Source organism: Paenibacillus polygoni, assembly GCF_030263935.1.
Classification (GTDB): Bacteria; Bacillota; Bacilli; order Paenibacillales; family Paenibacillaceae; genus Paenibacillus; species Paenibacillus polygoni.
Genome location: NZ_CP127162.1, coordinates 2,418,273 through 2,435,690 on the forward strand (window position 1 = coordinate 2,418,273; position 17,418 = coordinate 2,435,690).

Annotated in this window: 16 protein-coding genes; 9 read left to right on the top strand and 7 right to left on the bottom strand. The window is 40.1% G+C overall.

Annotation, left to right across the window (positions count from 1 at the left end; all coding sequences use genetic code 11):
* Nucleotides 1-82: 82 nt before the first annotated feature.
* Nucleotides 83-1,012 carry a tyrosine-type recombinase/integrase gene (locus QPK24_RS11745; protein WP_285749277.1) on the top strand — a complete coding sequence of 310 codons (930 nt, stop codon included), beginning with the start codon at nucleotides 83-85 and terminating at the stop codon, nucleotides 1,010-1,012.
* A 366-nt stretch (nucleotides 1,013-1,378) separates the two neighbouring features.
* Here QPK24_RS11745 and QPK24_RS11750 read toward each other — a convergent pair whose 3' ends face one another.
* Nucleotides 1,379-2,734 carry an FAD-binding oxidoreductase gene (locus QPK24_RS11750; RefSeq protein ID WP_285748916.1) on the bottom strand — a complete coding sequence of 452 codons (1,356 nt, stop codon included), beginning with the start codon at nucleotides 2,732-2,734 and terminating at the stop codon, nucleotides 1,379-1,381.
* Nucleotides 2,735-3,101: 367 nt separating this feature from the next.
* Here QPK24_RS11750 and QPK24_RS11755 point away from each other — a divergent pair, with 367 nt between their 5' ends.
* The gene (locus QPK24_RS11755) at nucleotides 3,102-3,857 is read left to right on the top strand and encodes a hypothetical protein (protein WP_285748918.1); all 756 of its coding nucleotides are present in this window, start codon (nucleotides 3,102-3,104) and stop codon (nucleotides 3,855-3,857) included.
* A 57-nt stretch (nucleotides 3,858-3,914) separates the two neighbouring features.
* Here QPK24_RS11755 and QPK24_RS11760 read toward each other — a convergent pair.
* The 4 genes from QPK24_RS11760 to QPK24_RS11775 form a co-directional block, all read right to left on the bottom strand.
* Nucleotides 3,915-5,245, bottom strand: a protein-coding gene (locus tag QPK24_RS11760) for an IS3 family transposase (RefSeq protein WP_407083019.1) whose coding sequence is annotated in 2 segments (ribosomal slippage) — nucleotides 3,915-4,861 and nucleotides 4,861-5,245 — 1,332 coding nt in all. Because the reading frame shifts where the segments join, the coding sequence is not laid out codon by codon here.
* Between the two features lie 145 nt (nucleotides 5,246-5,390).
* The gene (locus QPK24_RS11765) at nucleotides 5,391-6,536 is read right to left on the bottom strand and encodes a DHHW family protein (protein WP_285748920.1); all 1,146 of its coding nucleotides are present in this window, start codon (nucleotides 6,534-6,536) and stop codon (nucleotides 5,391-5,393) included.
* 13 nt (nucleotides 6,537-6,549) lie between these two features.
* Nucleotides 6,550-7,956 (bottom strand): MBOAT family O-acyltransferase, encoded by a 1,407-nt coding sequence (locus QPK24_RS11770; protein ID WP_285748922.1) that lies wholly within the window; start codon nucleotides 7,954-7,956, stop codon nucleotides 6,550-6,552.
* Between the two features lie 38 nt (nucleotides 7,957-7,994).
* Nucleotides 7,995-8,495, bottom strand: a complete 501-nt coding sequence (locus QPK24_RS11775; protein WP_285748924.1) for a DUF4358 domain-containing protein — start codon at nucleotides 8,493-8,495, stop codon at nucleotides 7,995-7,997.
* Nucleotides 8,496-8,840: 345 nt separating this feature from the next.
* Here QPK24_RS11775 and QPK24_RS11780 point away from each other — a divergent pair, with 345 nt between their 5' ends.
* The 6 genes from QPK24_RS11780 (at nucleotide 8,841) to QPK24_RS11805 (ending at nucleotide 15,398) form a co-directional block, all read left to right on the top strand.
* Complete coding sequence (locus tag QPK24_RS11780; protein WP_285748925.1) at nucleotides 8,841-10,661, top strand: APC family permease; 1,821 nt, start codon at nucleotides 8,841-8,843, stop codon at nucleotides 10,659-10,661.
* Nucleotides 10,662-10,788: 127 nt separating this feature from the next.
* Nucleotides 10,789-11,178: a hypothetical protein gene (locus QPK24_RS11785; RefSeq protein WP_160036118.1), complete on the top strand. Its 390-nt coding sequence runs from the start codon at nucleotides 10,789-10,791 to the stop codon at nucleotides 11,176-11,178.
* 175 nt (nucleotides 11,179-11,353) lie between these two features.
* Nucleotides 11,354-12,604 carry a stalk domain-containing protein gene (locus QPK24_RS11790; protein ID WP_285748929.1) on the top strand — a complete coding sequence of 417 codons (1,251 nt, stop codon included), beginning with the start codon at nucleotides 11,354-11,356 and terminating at the stop codon, nucleotides 12,602-12,604.
* Between the two features lie 142 nt (nucleotides 12,605-12,746).
* Nucleotides 12,747-13,124, top strand: coding sequence for a PH domain-containing protein (locus QPK24_RS11795; protein ID WP_285748931.1), 378 nt, complete (start codon nucleotides 12,747-12,749; stop codon nucleotides 13,122-13,124).
* Between the two features lie 722 nt (nucleotides 13,125-13,846).
* Entirely contained in the window at nucleotides 13,847-14,167 is a 321-nt protein-coding gene (locus QPK24_RS11800) for a hypothetical protein (RefSeq protein WP_285748933.1), read from the top strand.
* A 409-nt stretch (nucleotides 14,168-14,576) separates the two neighbouring features.
* Nucleotides 14,577-15,398: a class I SAM-dependent methyltransferase gene (locus QPK24_RS11805; RefSeq protein ID WP_285748935.1), complete on the top strand. Its 822-nt coding sequence runs from the start codon at nucleotides 14,577-14,579 to the stop codon at nucleotides 15,396-15,398.
* A gap of 15 nt (nucleotides 15,399-15,413) precedes the next feature.
* On the opposite strand, the gene QPK24_RS11810 is transcribed toward QPK24_RS11805, so the two are convergent.
* Together QPK24_RS11810 and QPK24_RS11815 are read right to left on the bottom strand one after the other, a co-directional pair.
* Entirely contained in the window at nucleotides 15,414-16,115 is a 702-nt protein-coding gene (locus tag QPK24_RS11810) for a YoaK family protein (RefSeq protein ID WP_285748937.1), read from the bottom strand.
* A 123-nt stretch (nucleotides 16,116-16,238) separates the two neighbouring features.
* Entirely contained in the window at nucleotides 16,239-16,538 is a 300-nt protein-coding gene (locus QPK24_RS11815; protein WP_285748939.1) for an MGMT family protein, read from the bottom strand.
* Between the two features lie 206 nt (nucleotides 16,539-16,744).
* On the opposite strand from QPK24_RS11815, the gene QPK24_RS11820 reads away from it, so the two are divergent.
* Nucleotides 16,745-17,296, top strand: coding sequence for a hypothetical protein (locus QPK24_RS11820; RefSeq protein WP_285748941.1), 552 nt, complete (start codon nucleotides 16,745-16,747; stop codon nucleotides 17,294-17,296).
* Nucleotides 17,297-17,418: the final 122 nt, after the last annotated feature.

The following is a 17,418-nucleotide window of genomic DNA, read 5'->3' on the forward strand; positions in this document are numbered from 1 at the left end:
GAGTCGACCACTTACCTAAGTTCGTAGACGTAGATCGACACGTATTTTGCTTAAAAACTCTAATTTTGAAGAATGGCAGGTGATGATGTTGAATGCAGAAATGTTAGAAACGATTTTAGAAACCTATGCAGAAGAACTCGAAGCATTTGATATCTGGCTGAAAGATGCGGGGTACACCAGCCACACTATTAAATCTTATAAAAGTGATGTGTTTGAATTTTTATCATCTCTAAATGGGAAGTCACTAGATAAAGTGAAGAAACTACATATTCTCTCTTTTCTGTCGAGGGCTCGTGATCGGGGGATCAGTGATTCAACTCGGAATCGTAAACATGCTTCGGTGCATTGTTTCTTCAAAGCGCTGATCGAGCTCGAACTTCTGGAACTGAACCCGGCAACAGGAATTAAGAAATCGAGAACGGAAAAGAATAAAGCCCCCGTATTTTTAGATGAAGAAGATCTGCCAAAATTCATGAAATCGGTAGAGGGGAAATATCGGAATCGCAATCTAGCGATTTTTCTGCTCATGGCATATATGGGTCTGCGGGTAGGAGAAGTTCATTCTTTAAATGTGGGAGATTATAATGCGCAGCGTAGTACGATCGATGTATTTGGTAAGGGGAGAAAGTGGCGGACCTTGCCTGTTCCTGCAGCGGTAAGAGGTGTGCTAGATGAAGTGCTAGCCGAGAGGATCGAACCTCGTAAATCAAAGGAAGAAGCTTTCTTCATCTCCCAACAAGGGAGAAGATTGTCCATTCGGACGATTCAGCTGATTGCAGCTGAGACCTTTGATCGTTTTCAGGAGAATGAAGGGATCACCCGCAAAAAAGCATACTCTAGTCATAAACTGCGGCACTCTTTTGCAACGATGATGCTTCGCAAAGGAGCTGACCTCAGAACCGTTCAAGAGTTGCTTGGGCACTCATCGATTGAGACGACTACCGTGTACACTCACGTAACCAATCGGGAGAAGGAACAAGCCATGGCTATGCTTGAGATTGACCTATCTTAATCTATCCTAATCAGTGATTTAGTTTGGGTTATTCATATAAAAATACTTTGTCATTTTTAAGCAAATTCCAATCATACACAGACCATATTCATTTCTACAAGTATTAGTTAACATATTTTATATTATGTAAACCTACGCTTAGACATACAATTATTATTAATATCTTGATTAGCATTTTAAGTAAGCCATTAATAACATATCAATTAAACATGATTTCATAAAAAAGACAAACAACATAGATTATTAGAAGCAAAGGGCTGCTTTATAGGCAGCCTTTTGCTTCATTATAAAAAGTGTTTAACATTCCTGTGTATAAGAGTGCCTTAAGCTATAGATAAATAATAGTGAGTGTCACCCTATGCGGGTCTACCTTTTTCGGGCAGGAGGAATACTTTGTGGATTATGAAACATATTCTTAGGATCATATTTTGCTTTCACTTTACGTAATCTTGTATAGTTTGTTCCATAATATACTGGACCTGAATCTTTAATACCTTGGTCTGGTACATTAATATAAGACCCTACGATATATGGTTGCAGCTTTCGGCGTGTATTACGGGTTAAGGCGATATTTTTAGCGGCATTGGCTGGATTAATCCAGGAGGTATTCCATTCTACATAGAATTTGGCGTTACGCCAGAAGAAAGCACTCGCTTTTGGAGAAACCCGGCTTACCGCACCACCCCAGTTGAGGAAGAAGAATCCGGCTGTTGAATCTGCCTCAGCGTTCTCTAGAAATTCCTTCATCACTTTTATGGCACTGTCAGGAAAAACGGACTTTCCAAAACCTGAAGAGAACTGGTTGCTATACTTTTGGGTAAGTACAGGATCAGGTGCTAATAAGAAGTTCACTACTTCCGGGTAAGGTAATAACCGAATAGTACTCTCCGTGGGAGTTCCGACCGATGTGATTGGCTTAAGTAACCGGACTGCCTCTGTTTTTGGTCCGAGGAACAAGCCTTCCATTGTGACATTGCCGCCTTTTTTAGGGCCAATATTCAGTTCACTTCCAAGCCTAGTATCGACAGAAGGAGCCCACCGTTGCCATACTTTAAGTACCTTTTCGAATTGGTTCCATGGCCATGTAATCTTGAATACGGTTGCCTTCGTGGGGGCCTTTCGCACTTTAAATTTGTATTTTGTGCATATACCGAAGTTACCACCGCCGCCTCCACGGGAGGCCCACAATAAATCAGCATTCTTCCTATGATTAGCGACAATTACTTTTCCATTTGCATCGACCATTTCTAGTCCAATCAGATTATCGCTGATCAGCCCGATTGTTCGCTGCAAAGGCCCAATTCCTCCACCGAGTGTAATCCCGCCAATTCCTACGGTGGGACTGTCACCAAATGGGGCTATAAATCCTTGAGCAGCCAGGGTTTTCGCGATTCTTCCGACTCGGTTCCCCGTCTCAACAATGACTGTTCCCTTCTTCTTATCCAGTTTAATCCCTTGCATCTTGCTCACATCTATTACAATGCCTCCGTTAACCTGCGAAAGGTTGTTCTCGAGCGCATGCCGTCCACTTCTGGCCCGGATGGGGATATGATGATGACGAGCCCATTTTATAGCATTAGACACATCTTGCGTTTTTAGAGCAAAAACAAATACTTTCGGATATCTGTCTGTATGAGGATCCCAATTTCTACGTGCAGCCTCATAACCTGAATCTCCTCGGAAAATCACTTTACCAGTCAGTTTCACTTTTGAACTCACCATAACAACTCCCTAGTGCAAAAATGGATTACACCGATATCTTACAAACACGGTATTGTCCATTATATGGAGAACAGCAGTCCATGGTGTAGGATTTTGGATGAGAAGGAGAATGTCGATTACCAAAAGGAAGACGCTACTAATCAAGGGTTATATAATTCTATATTTTAGTTTATATAATATAATTTATGTTAACAATTTGATCTTAATAACTGTTCCATTACGAACATCTTTTATTAATTGTTAAATAAATTATGATACATTTTACAACATTAATTTAACTTTATCGTCAATATTGTTAATAATATGTAAATCAACTTTATATTTACTTTGCTATAATTTCTTTTGCGTGAAGAAAGGGGCTTACCAAGTGAAGAAAGTAATTGGGTTAGTGATTTTAAGCGGTACATTGTTGTTGTCAGGTTGTAGTTATGGTTATGAAGATCCACCACCAGGTACATATACGCAAGGTAGAGATGAAGTGGAGCAAGTAACATCAGACACCAAACTAGATCATGGAGAAATGATTACATCTTCTGAAAATGAAGAGGTGCGTCTATATTCTGTAAACGTAATCAAAGATGAGTATCAAGGAATGGTTGTAGACGTTAATGGTAAACAAAAAGAATTTGATTGGAACTTTATTAATCTTGTTGATCCGCAAATTTTCTATACGGATGTTACAGGGGATGGGAAAGCAGAAACGATTATTGTTTTAAATACAGGAAAAGGTACAGCAATGTCGATAAATGAAATACATGTCTTAGATGAAAATCTTGATGAAATAAACGTCCAAGATGTGCTGAAGGTTGTCTCTGAACGAATAAGTTCACAAGTTACTAAGAAGAATGATACTACGTTATCCATTCAAGTTCAGTTTGATAATAAAGAGCTCGATTTAGAACATCCTGTGGACTCTGATTATATTCTTAATCAAACCGAGCTTGGTTTTGGAGCAATTATGTACCATAAAGTAGAAGATCAAAAAATAAAGACAATAGCTACAGGGCTTATTGGAATGGCTCCAACGTATGCAGCTTCTTTTGAAATATCATATAAATATGTAGCTGAATCAAATGAGTTTATAGCAGATGAAATTCAGTTTATCCCAAGTGAAGACAGATGAAAAAAAGGTGGCCAACATTTTAAAATGTACCCCTTGTAAAGGACATTTAATAAAAGGTTAGCCAACTTCTTTAAGCTGCTGTCTGTATTTTGCAGGCGGCAGCTTCTTTAAATTCCATTGCCCTCGATAATGATTGTAGTAAATCATGTAGCTCTTAATTTCTTTTTTTACTTCTTCTAACGTTGCACATGCTTTTATATTTGTTTCATCTTTAAAATGCCCAAAGAATGATTCTTGTGGCGCGTTGTCCCAACAGTTTCCTCTACGAGACATCGATTGACCTAAGCCTAGATTCTTCACAAGCTTTTGGAATTGCGGATTTGTATAGTGAAATCCTTGATCCGAATGAATAAACGCATCGTTGGTTAGATGACGATGTTTCTTTAGTTGATGAAGTGTGTTTATTGCAATCTTTAAACTCAGCGTAGAAGAGACCTCATAGGCGAGAATTTCATTGGTTTCAGCGTCTTTAATTGTAGATAAATAGGCTCGATTTCCTTTCCCATAAGTTAAATACGTAATATCTGTTAACAGTACTTTACCAGCCAGACCTTGCTTAAATTTTCGGTTTAACTTGTTTTCACAGGATCGATGTTCTTTTGTTGCTTTTGCCATACGGCGTGCAGGATTCGCTTTGCGAATAGGGCAGTAGATATTAAATTTATTCATCACACGACGGATCCGCTTAAGATTGTAGGTGATACCGTATTGATTTTTTAACGTCATTTTGATTTGCCGTGCACCCTTCTTTCTTCCCCGGAAATGGTATGCCTTCAAAATGATTTCTTTTACTACTTCATCTGCTTCATCCTGTTTCTGACGAGCCTGCATTGCTTCTTTACTGAAATAGCGATAATAGCCTGAACGTGAAACATGGGCGATTTGGCAAAGATACCGCACGATACGTTTTAATTGATATTTATCGATGATTTGATGAATCAACTCGAATTTTTGTGTAGTCGTTATGTTTATTTCTTTTTTCTCATCTGCCTTTCGAGTAGATCGAGCTTTTTTAAGAATTCGTTTTCTGCTTCTACCAAGTTCAGCTTTGCTTCTAAGCGGGCATATTTTTCTTCTAGACTTAATTCACGCTCTAAAGGGCGACCTGACGCATGTTTTCTGGCATCTTCTAATCCGATGAGCCCGTGATCTTGATAAGCCGAACGCCAACGATTCGAAGCTTTATGAATCCGTGTAAGACCAAGGGCTCCAATGTCAAAACCAGCCTCCAGAAAAATTTCACTCGGGATTTTTCCTTTGTCATATTCATCAATGAAAAATCCTTTAAATTCTTCTGTGTACGTAATGGCTTTTGCACTCACGTTTTTGACATACGGATTTAATTTTAATTGTGCCTGTTGTTGGTTTGTGAATATTTTCTTTGTCATTTCAGTTACCCCACCGCTCGTTTTTTCTTGATTATAAACAAAAATGCACCCTAATAAGATGACTTTTTTCAAAGTGTCTATCTTATAGGGTACATTTTATTTTGTTGGTCACCTTTTTAAATGATTCAGATTACATGAACTTTCATTAATTCAGCCATTTAAAAATATCTTCTTGAGCTATGGTCGCTACACTATACAACAGAAGCATATCATCATAATGATGTTCCTGTAGATACTCGTCTACATTCATCCGGAAGTAACGCATGTCAATCATATGAATGGTGGAGTAATGCTGGGCTAGAAACGGCACCATTGCATTAGCATAGGAGTCTTTAAAGACGATAATACTGCGATCTTTATTACCTTCCTCATGAGGTATATGGATCGTGACAAGCGGGAAGTTCCCGCCAAAGAAAACCTTATATTTATCCCGCTCATTCTGTGCCTTCATATCGTAAAAAGAATTCTCACATGCGCTTTGTCCCTCGATACAGACTTCGTATTCGGGTAGAGAAGTCTCAAGCAATTCCAAGCGATCTGGAGTAATATCACGCTGGTTTGCCTTGGTATAAAATGTACCGTAGAACGCATCACTAAACGGCTTTGCCTCAAGTGCTGCTTCAGGAGTAGGAGAGAGGCCTATGGAGTTAGCAAAGGCTTGATATCCATAGTACGCTCCTCGTGTCGTCCAGTGATGATCCGTACGAAAATAGATTTGTGCGGTATTTTTCTTCTGTTGCAGTATTTCTCTGATATCAACGGGTGCAACCCGTCCATTCAGCTCGCTAAAGATTTGATCCATCAGCGGTGACTGGGGAGTGTCCGTTGCATCTGCATATTTGGGTAAATACTCGCCATTCAGCGTCTGGGAATTCGGAACAAGCAGAAGAGATAACGAATCAACATCCTTCTGATGACGCTCAGCAAAACGAGCAATCTGCTCTATATTCTGACTCAGCTGCTCCTCATCGTACGTAAACCGTTCAAATAGATATCCTCTACTGCCAAAGAATACTTGCTTATTTTCCGTCTTGCCTGACATTCGCTCCATATCTGATTTGAGTCCAACCCAGTTGTCACGACCTACAAACTGATCCACTAAATAATCGTCTAGTTGATCTGTATATCGTCCACTCCAGAGTTTGTCCCAGGAGAAGGAGGGGAACTTAGCCAAGACGCGATTTTCAAATTCAGATAAGGTCCGGTCCGGTTCCCATAAGCTCCATATACCAAAACAGCTGATAAATAGAAGAAAGCCGCTGGTTACGATAACTGCTCTTTTCCGATTCAATGATCTTCACCTCCTAAAAACGGAAATACAGAAATGGATTATACGAGTCATCGATAATATATGCAGTGGAAGCGAGCAGAAGGATGGTTAGAACAATCACTTCAAGGATCGCCATGACTGTAGGATTCATTCTGTTATTTAGTTTGGATGTCAAACGCGCCGCAATCGGTGTCGAGGCGAACGTTAACACGATGAGCAGTGCTCCATACGATTGTAGATAGTAAAGATTCGTTCTACTTATCCATTCCGCTTGGGTAAATCCAAGCATTACCTGAAGATAGTGAGGAAGTTGAGTAAGATCCTCAATAGCGAATAAAGTCCAGCCAATCAGGATGACAGCTATAAAATACAGATGCCGGAAAGGACGCCAGATCCTTTCAAGCCATTTTCCAAGCCATAACTTCTCGATCGCAATGAGGAAGCCAAAATACAGACCCCACAGTACAAAGTTCCAGTTCGCTCCATGCCATAATCCAGTCAAAAACCAGACAATAAATAGATTTACGAGAAGCCTCCACTTACGAACCCTGCTTCCCCCGAGCGGGAAATATACATAATCCCGAAACCATGAGCCGAGCGTAATATGCCATCTGCGCCAGAACTCGGAAGCATTCTCAGATATGTAGGGATAACGAAAGTTCTCAGGAAATTCAAAACCGAGCATCCTGCCGAGGCCAATGGCCATATCCGAATACCCGCTAAAGTCAAAATAAATCTGAAAAGCAAATGCTATAATACCAATCCACGCACCTGCAATGGTCAGTTCACTGCTTCCAGACAGCGTAGTGTCCCAAAGCATTCCAATGTTATTAGCGAGCAGTACTTTCTTGGCGAGACCAATGATAAAACGCCGCACACCACTTGCAAAAAGTTCCATACTTACGTGACGGCGAGCGAGCTGTTTATCAATATCCTCGTACCTCACAATAGGTCCTGCTACTAGCTGCGGGAACATGGATACAAACGCTGCAAAGTTGATAAAACTCCGCTGAGCGGGGACATTTCGGCGGTAAACATCAATCATATAGGACATCGTCTGGAACGTATAAAAAGAAATCCCAATCGGAAGCGGCAGATCGAGAACTGCAAAGTGAGTACCCAGCAGATCGTTCGCAGAAAGAATAAGAAAATCAGCATATTTGAAAAAACTGAGTACGCCAATATTTACGATCAGGGAAAATACAAGGATGAATCGGCGTATTTTCTCGCGCTGCTCATATCGATCCATTAGGAGACCGTTCATGTAATCTATTACTGAGGAAAACAGCAATAGAAGAATATATACGGGTTCTCCCCAAGCGTAAAAGAACAGACTAATAAGAAGAAGCGCCGCATTCTTCCATCGCTGCGGCGCTGCATAATAGACTAATAAAGCTATGGGTAAAAAGTAAAACAAAAAGGCTACAGAGCTAAAAACCAAGGATATTCCCTCCAGTCTTCCTTCAAAGGGCTCGTGAGTTATTTGCTCTCAGAAGTCAAAGCGTTTGTAAAGGCTTGTTCCATTTTTTCAGCGTCGTCTGAAATAAGAAGTGCCAAATAGTTGCCTTGTTGCGTAATAATATGGTTCTTCACTTTCTCATATTGCTCCGGTAAATAAGTACTCCAATTTCGTTCTTGATTAGCAACTTCTTTCTCCAGTGCAGCTTTTAGTTCTTCAATATTCGAAGCGTCAGTTGCTTTTAAAATAATGAATTCATCGGCATGTACGTTCATCATTGCTTTCATGTATTGTCCTTCTTCAATAATGGTCGGATCAATGCCTAAGTTTCTCGCTGTCTCTGTATCTTCTTTGAGATTTATGTCGAAGAACTGGTCTTTATTCATCTCCGTTTTTTGCATAATCACTTCCATTAAATCACTTACGGGTACGTTAACTTCGTTACCTTCCTTCGCTGTTTGGGTTCCGCATCCCGCGATCACCACCATCAACGCCAGTAACATCAAAATCATTTTCTTCATTTCTTTGCAACTCCTTCTCATTCTCATGATGTGAAATATTTTTCCTTAGATATAGACAATTTGATTATTAAAAAGGTTCCCTTTTCAAAACTTTTTTCAGAACTTTTTCTGAAAAATCCTCTTTTTTCTACAAAAAAACACAATCGAACGAGATAAATAAAGCTACGAAGAGATTTTTCATCTGCGGTACATCATTTCTGTATGAATTCGGCTTCGTTTGATTTCTTTTTGACCTTCGTACTCCTTTACCAATGAAAGGCATGGGAGTATGATTCATCTGCTGAGAAAATAAAGACATCGAAAAGAGAACTCAGCACTAGATACGGGGTAAAGAGGGAGATCTTTATGGTTAGCAAAATGAAACGATTATTGATTGGCCGTCCTATGAAAAACAGCGAATTAGAAGGAGAGAAACTAAGTAAATTAAAGGCGCTTGCGGTACTTTCTTCAGATGCGTTATCATCCGTTGCTTATGGTACAGAACAAATTCTCATTGTTTTAATGGCTGTGGGTGCTGCAGCGGCTTGGTATTCCATCCCTATTTCACTTGCAGTACTTGGACTGCTCGTCATTCTAATATTCTCATATAGACAAACGATTTATTCATACCCGACAGGCGGAGGCGCCTATATTGTAGCAAAAGATAACATCGGATTATCAAGCGGTCTGCTTGCAGGAGGTTCTTTGCTTGTCGATTACATCCTGACCGTTGCGGTAAGTTCTTCGGCTGGTACGGACGCGATCACCTCTGCTTTTCCCGTACTTCATGATTACCGGGTGCTTATTGCACTCACCATGATTTTACTGCTCACAATCCTAAATCTGAGGGGAATTACGGAGTCAGCTTCCGTACTTGCATTACCGGTTTACTTATTTGTCTTTGCTATTATTGTGCTGATTATTACCGGATTTATAAAATACGCGATGGGCGGAGCAGAACCGGCCGTACCCGTGGAATGGGGGAGCGCCGCAAACAATGTAAGTCTTTTTCTCTTGCTAAAAGCTTTCAGTTCCGGCTGTTCTGCGCTGACGGGGGTAGAAGCGGTATCCAATGCCATTCCTAACTTCCGGGCCCCGGCAGAGAAGAACGCTGCAAAAACGTTAATTATGATGGGATCGATCCTTGGTTTTATGTTTATAGGGATCAGCTTACTTGCCTACTGGTATGGGATTATACCAAGCGAAAAAGAAACCGTCGTATCGCAAATTGCGAATTCGGTTTTTGGCAGGGGGACGATATATTACATCATCCAAGGGGTTACAGCACTAATTCTATTTTTAGCAGCAAATACGGCTTATTCTGCTTTTCCATTACTTGCTTTTATGTTAGCCAAAGATAAATTTATGCCGCATATGTTTCTTGTTCGCGGTGATCGGCTCGGTTATTCCAATGGCATTATTTTTCTTGGTGTTCTATCTGCAATACTCGTAATTGCTTTTCACGGGAATACAGAAGGGCTGATCCCGCTGTATGCAGTTGGGGTGTTTATCCCCTTTACCTTGTCCCAACTCGGTATGATGATTCGCTGGATTAAGCTAAAACCGTCTGGCTGGCATGTTAAACTGCTTATCAATACGATTGGGATGCTGACTACGCTGAGTATTACATTGATCTTTATTTTCACTAAATTCAGTCAAGTATGGGCCGTCTTTATATTCTTACCGCTGGTGATATGGATCTTTATGCGGATTCACCGTCACTATATTCATGTAGCCGATCAGCTGCGAATTAATATTCAGGAAGAGAAACTGCAAATCAAAGGCAGTACGGTCGTCGTTCCCATCGGGGGAATTACAAGTGTTGTTCGCAATTCACTCAGTTATGCTAAGTCATTAACCGATAATGTGGTTGCCGTATATGTAGGCTTTGATGATGACAGCATTCATAAGATGGAAGAGAAGTGGGAGGTCTGGAATCCAGGCGTAAGACTCATCACTCTGAAATCGAGTTACCGAAGTATTGTAAAGCCGCTTATTAAATTTATAGATACGGTGGAATGGAAGAAAAATGAGACAGACCATATCACCATTTTGATTCCGCAGTTTATTACAAAACATTGGTGGCAGTATGTTCTTCATAATCAAACCAGCCTGCTGCTTCGTGCTTATCTTTTCCGTCATAAAGACGTCGTTATTTCTACAGTAACTTATCATCTAGATAAATAATAGGGAAGAAGCCGTCTTCTAAGGAGACGGTTTTCTTTTTAATAAGGGGGATTCGATAATCAAAGCTAAATATGTTACTCTTTAAGGTAGCGTTTGATTATTAAGTAACTAGAGGTGGATTAGCACTTTGAAACGAGAGAAAAACAAAAAAAACATACTCACTTTTGTAAAAGAAAATAAGGAACTTGAAGTACCGATCAAAGCAACAGGTTCTTTCAACTGGGTTGGCTCTTTTCGCCTATTTAACGTATACCGAAAAGTAAAACCTACGCGTATGATTTTGCCTGCGCTTATCATATTGTATTTTATTGTGGCTCAGATCATCATTATGTTCTTCTCCATCCTGGTGTCCACATCATTTTTCCCAGCCTTTCTGGTAGGTTTTGCGGTATGGGCACTGCTGAACAAATATTTAATCTGGGTGCTAAAAGAAACTACGGTCAGAACGGTGATCAAAGAGGGATATACACCTCTTGAAAATGCAGACAAGCAGTATGTAGATTCTTTGTATCTATAATTTTGATGTGTCACATCACTATCACTCCAAAAAACCGTCATGGACGGTTTTTTTGTGTTTTATAAACCAAGATAAGCTAAAAAACCCATTTTAATGTAGATTTATAGTAGAATAGTAGGGGGAGTTACTAGATTTATAGTTAATTACCACCACTACAAGAGAATGGGGAAAACATATGAGACCATGGGGAAAATTAGTTTTGAGCTGTGCCATACTACTAGGAGGTACTGTTGGAAGTACCGGTGTTCCTTCTACTTATGCAGCAACAAATCAAGTAAAAATCGTACTGGACGGTTACTCACTTCCGTTCCCAGTAGCACCTGTCGTTATTAGCGGAACAACAATGGTTCCTTTCCGTGCTATTTCTGAAGCACTTGGCATTGAAGTACAATGGAATCAGAAACTTAAAAAAATTACAGCAACGAAACAGACTGATGAAGGAAGTAAAGTCGTAGAACTTACCATGGGAAATAAAACAGCGAAAGTAAATGGACAAAATGTACCTCTTACTCTTGCACCAAGAACGATCAGTAATACAACGATGATCCCGCTTAGCTTTTTCAGTCAGCAGTTTGGAGCAGCCGTCGGTTGGAATCAAGCCGCAAAGACCGTGTCGATCACTTCTCCAAGAGAAGAAATGTACACACTGGGATTCTATGCTCTTCGCTCTTATGATGAAATCAATTATCTGCCAAGCCTGGATGCTGCCGCTTTCGGTTGGGGACGAATCGACCGGGAAGGAAACTTCACAACCACAGGTGATGAATATAAATGGCCTTCTTCACTAGGAGACATCACAGGAGAGAGTATTATACAAGAAGCACAAAGTGCGGGGACAACCTCTTCTTTCATGGTATACGCCTTAGATGGGCAGCTTGAGCTTACGAAGAATTTGGAAGATAAGCAGCTTCAAGCTAAGACCATTGAGGGGATCGTGACTACAGCGGTAGAAAAAGGATTTAAAGGAATTACACTTGATTTTGAAGGCCTTGGACTTACGGGTGATGCTGCCAAGGTGAAAAGTGATTACAATGCTTTTGTCAAAGCAATTGCTGCACGGGCTCACGCGGAAGGACTTACCTTAACGCTTGCTCTTCACCCAATTAATAGTTCCTACAAAGGCTACGACTACAAAACATTAGGAAGTCTAGCTGATGAGCTTATCATCATGGCATATGCCTTTGAAAATGAAAAAGGACCCGAACCTCTTGCTAAGGTAGACGAAGCGATTCGCCTTGCACTGAAAGAGACAAGTAAAGATAAACTGCTCCTTGGTATCTCTAGAGGCAGTGAAGATGCAGCGAGCATTAACAGTAAGATTGGTCTTGCCAAACGGTACGATCTCAAAGGAATAGCACTGTGGAGACTAGGCATTATTGGCCCTGCGGCTTGGGCTGAGATGAATAAGTCCATTGTACTTGACTAATGAGGCTCATTTTCATATAAGTAAGCGAAAGAACACAGTCCCTTGTTTGTGAGGCTGTGTTCTTTTTCCTGAATTTAACTGATCTTTTCGATAAACATCCTATATAATATGGAAACAAATGATTTAGAAAGAGGGATGAGACATGGGTTTCTTTGATGGATTGCTGGGAAATGCTTCGCAAGTCAATTTAAATGAAATACAGAAGGAGTTTACTCCTTTGCTTGCTCCAAATGAACAAATTGAGCGTGCGTACAAGTTAATAAGGGATCTGTTTATTTTTACGAATAAGCGTCTGATTATTGTCGATAAACAAGGATTAACTGGGAGAAAAGTGGAGTATCATTCGATTCCTTATAAAAGTATATCGCATTATTCCATTGAGACGGCAGGACACTTCGACATGGAAGCAGAGCTGAAAATCTATATCTCCAGCAGTACGGTACCGATTCAGAAAAACTTTAATAAAAGTACAAATATTTATGAAATACAAAGTGTGTTGTCCTATTATATTTTGAATTAAATGAATGATCAGATTGTGATCACTTAGTACAGTCATCATGGACAGTCAGGAGCGAGAAAATTAGTTCAATTGAAGTGTTAAATCAAATACTCTTTGCAGCAAGCGTGGTCTTCGTTTGCTGCATCGTTAGTATATTCTGTATTTGGCTAAGTAGAGGTATGTTAAAGCTCTATAGAATGGTTAGAAGTGTACGGATCAACCAAGTGTATTTAAACCCACCGGAACGTTTGAGGCTAGGAGAGTGGGCTGAACTGTTTTTATATGGGACAGCTATAGTAACTCTTTTATTGTTTTGTATCATTCGTATTGTTATCGTTTTTCTAGCACCCGAAGATGCGATGGTACTACCTGAATCTGAAGGTCTAACATATAGAGATATTGTGTTGTACTTCTTCAATGGACACAGAAATGAACTTGGGTGGAATCATTACATTGCGATTATTTTAAATTCTTTAGGTGCGTTCTTTTTTGTTATTTTACTCATTATCTTGATTCTGAAACTGGGGTTAGCTATATCTAATAAATTGCGAAAAGAGCGATCCTTTCGAAGTGGAAAAGGAATGAGATTGTTACGTAAAGAAGAAAGCAGGATAAGTTCGAAATCTGTAAGTATATTCGTTTTTTTATCCGGATTTTTTCGTTATACAAGCCAACTATTTCTTTATTGGTATGAATAGATAAAAGTAAGATTCCTCTTAGTACAGTCAGAAGGAGAAATGATTTTGGATCATAGGGTAGGGACTGGGTTTACAGTAACATCGCAACGTATCCTAAGCGGAGAACTGAGCGAAATCATGTGGAACGATTATGTGGCTTTAGCCTTATACTTGACGGGCGCGATCTGGCTTATTTCTTCTCTATATGTAGATATTAGATGGTTCTTTGAGAGGAGAATGAAGAAGCGCCAAGGAATGAGTGAAAGGGACATCTTCTCAAGAAGACGGGAACAACATGCACGGGTGCGTAAGTCGCGAGGATATATAGAACCTGGGATACTCATCGCGGTTGCTTTTGTGTTTAGAGATTGGTATGTCCTTTTTTAATAAGGATCGATCTAGACGTTCTGTGTATGAAATCTTTTTTATGGGGCTTACATATTGTCTATAGCATTTATCGTCATTTGATATTATACTGTAAAAAATATACATATATTTGTGATGATGGGTCTCGTTATTCGGAAGCATATCTACAGAGAACTGCTGGTACGCTGAGAGGCAGGATGATGGCCGAAGAACTGCTCACCCCGGAGCAAGGGTGGATCATTATGTCCTAATGAATGATTAATACTCCGTCTAACCAGCGTTAACAGGTCTTTAAGATGTGGTGGGATATATATAAGATGTAGGATTGTCTATATTCCATCACGAAGAAGAGTGGTACCGCGTCAGACGTTAGCCTGTCGCCTCTTTTGAGGCGGCGGGCTTTTTATTTTCGATAAGGGAGGCAGTTACGATGAGTCATATTATTGATTACTATTCCCGCTTTGATGAATGGGGAAGGCTTGACCGTGAACCACTGGAGTTTATCGTGAACATGCATTTTATCAATAAGTATTTACCGCAGGAGGGACATCTGCTGGATAACGGAGCGGGTCCTGGTAAATATGCAATGAAGCTCGCACAGGAAGGATACCGGATTAGTATATCTGTTTTGACGCCTGCCCTTGTAGCATTTGCGAGAGAACAAGCAAAAAACTTGCAATTGGAGTCTTCCTTTACTGGTTTTCACGTTCAGAATGCGACAGATTTACATGAGCTGGCAGATAACTCATTTGATGCAAGTCTGATGCTTGGACCTATGTACCATCTTCAAAAAAAAGATGAAAGGTTGGCAGCAGTACAGGAACTATATCGAGTGACAAAAGAAGAAGGGATCGTATTTGTCGCTTTCCAATCCCGGACGAGAATGCTGTTCAATTCACTCCAGAATCCAGGGCATTGGAAGCCGAATCATACGATGGAAGGGATTGAAGCATTTTTATCCAGCAGCAGCTTTACACATGATGAACCAGGCAGATTTACGGGTGTTTACTACTACGGTGTGGAAGAAATTCAGCCTTTTATGGAGAGTAACGGGTTCAGTACGATTGAACTGATTGGTTCAACCAGTATCGGGGGATTGCTGGATGCAAATGCACAAGAATACTGGAAAGAGCAGGGGGAAGAAGCTTATCAGAGGGTTATATCGATGATGATTCAAACGGCAGCTGACCCTTCAATCCTTGGTCTATCTTCCCACTTGCTGTATATAGGACGTAAAAACAAAATAAACTAGGAACGATTTCCTGATTCATACTTTTTCTTGTGAAGCGCAGCGCTGAGCAGGAGATACACACATCATAATAAAGACAATCAGCAGAAGACCGCTAGCGGCCCATACAGCTTGATCTTCTAGACGATGCGTGGCAAATGTTCCGATAAAAGCCCCGCCCAGAAAAGAACTGATGATGGTGGCAAACTTTTTAAACTGAACAGATGCAGATTGATCTTTACGAAACAAAGAAATATAGAGGGCTCTAGATGCTGTATATAAATTCCCTGTCGTCACGGTCGTATTATATGTCCACCCCTCTAAGGAACGAAAGGTCGAGATTTGCAGAGAGCCAACAAATACAATCAGAATGGTTACAATCATGTTAGGAACAGACGCAGGAAGAAACCCGACACCAAAAAGCACGAGAATCTCTAACAAAAGTACGGCTCTCGAAGGATCTAATAATTTCCGTATGATCCAAGGATGATTGAGCATTTGCGCGACGAATACTCCGGTGATAAAGGCTGCTATAGGTGGAATGCGCACAAGAGCTTCATGCACGTTCCCCTTGGCAGCCTCAATACCGAGAAGAACCATATTTCCGGTCTGGGCGGTAGAGAAGACACCATCTCTGCCTATGTATGTATAAGCATCAAGATAACCTGCTACAAGTGATAATATAGCACCGATATAAACCGATTCTGGTGTTAATTTCAGCGTCTTTCGTTTACTGTACATATCAGACTTCCTTTATCATTTACTTGTCTTCAAGATGCCTAATCTATCCTTATTTTATTCACTATAAAAAAGGACTCATGCATACAAACACTCAAGCACTCAAGCACTCAAACGCTCAAACAATCATGCTTGATACTTCGTAAGGTCAATTCGCTTCGAAAGATTAAGCTCAATACCTTCGCTCTCAAGTAGACTTTGCTGCAGCAGACGGTGTCCTTCATCACTCATTGAAATTTCCCCTTGCTTATTCACTACCCGATGCCATGGAAGACGATATTTATCACTCATGGAATGCAGGATTCGTACGACTTGTCTTGCTCCCCTAGGACTGCCTGCCAAAGCGGCTACTTGTCCATAGGTCATCACTTTTCCTTCTGGAATCGATTGTATGATATCGATTACTCTAGCTGTAAAAGGCTGCATACTATGAACTCTCCTTCTCTTAGTCTCATCATGCCTAAGTATATCAGAAGATTTGGAGAATGAATAAAGTGCGAATAGAGTACAAATAAACTACAAATAAAGTCAAACCTCCTTCACTAATCCCAAATATTGTTTCAATATATAATAATTTGAATAATAAGTTTTATAACCTTTTTGGAATGGTGGGTTTTAAGGGAGGTAATACAATGTCTTTAAAAAAGAGAAACGGAATTTATCTAGCAGGTTCCATTCTCATTCTTTTGCTCATTCTTGTTTATTATATAAGCAGCAGGCCGGATCCGCTCTACGGTAATGATCAAGCATCGATTAAGAAGATCCTTGAATCTATATCACCTTCTCAAAACAAGGAAGTAGAGATATTAGAGATTAAGGATATCTATGGTAAAAGAGTAGTCGCTTTTCTAAATGATAACGATCCCTCGTATGCTGAATTCAAAAAAGATGAAGAAGGGAATTATCAATTTTCTAATTTTGAAAGCCAGACCGATAAGGGTTTACCGTCTTTTCTTATTCAAGATTTTAGTGACCAAGAGGAAGTTCATGCAGCTTCCATGATGTTTATAACAAATCAGAATAACACCATCTCGAGGTTGGAACTCACTGTGAATGAGGACCAAGTATTCGAGCGAGAATTTAAACTGCATCAGAAAGCTGTGGAATGGATTGAACTTCCGAAGTCTAATGAATATCGCTTCAAATACAAATATTATGATGAGAACGATAAACTAATCGATTAAAGGAAAACTGGAAAACTCTCTGCTGCTTCTAAACAGAGAGTTTTTTTGCATTCAATATAATATTTATAAAATAATGGGTTGACTGGATACAAAAACAAACGGTAATATATTGGTGCAAACGG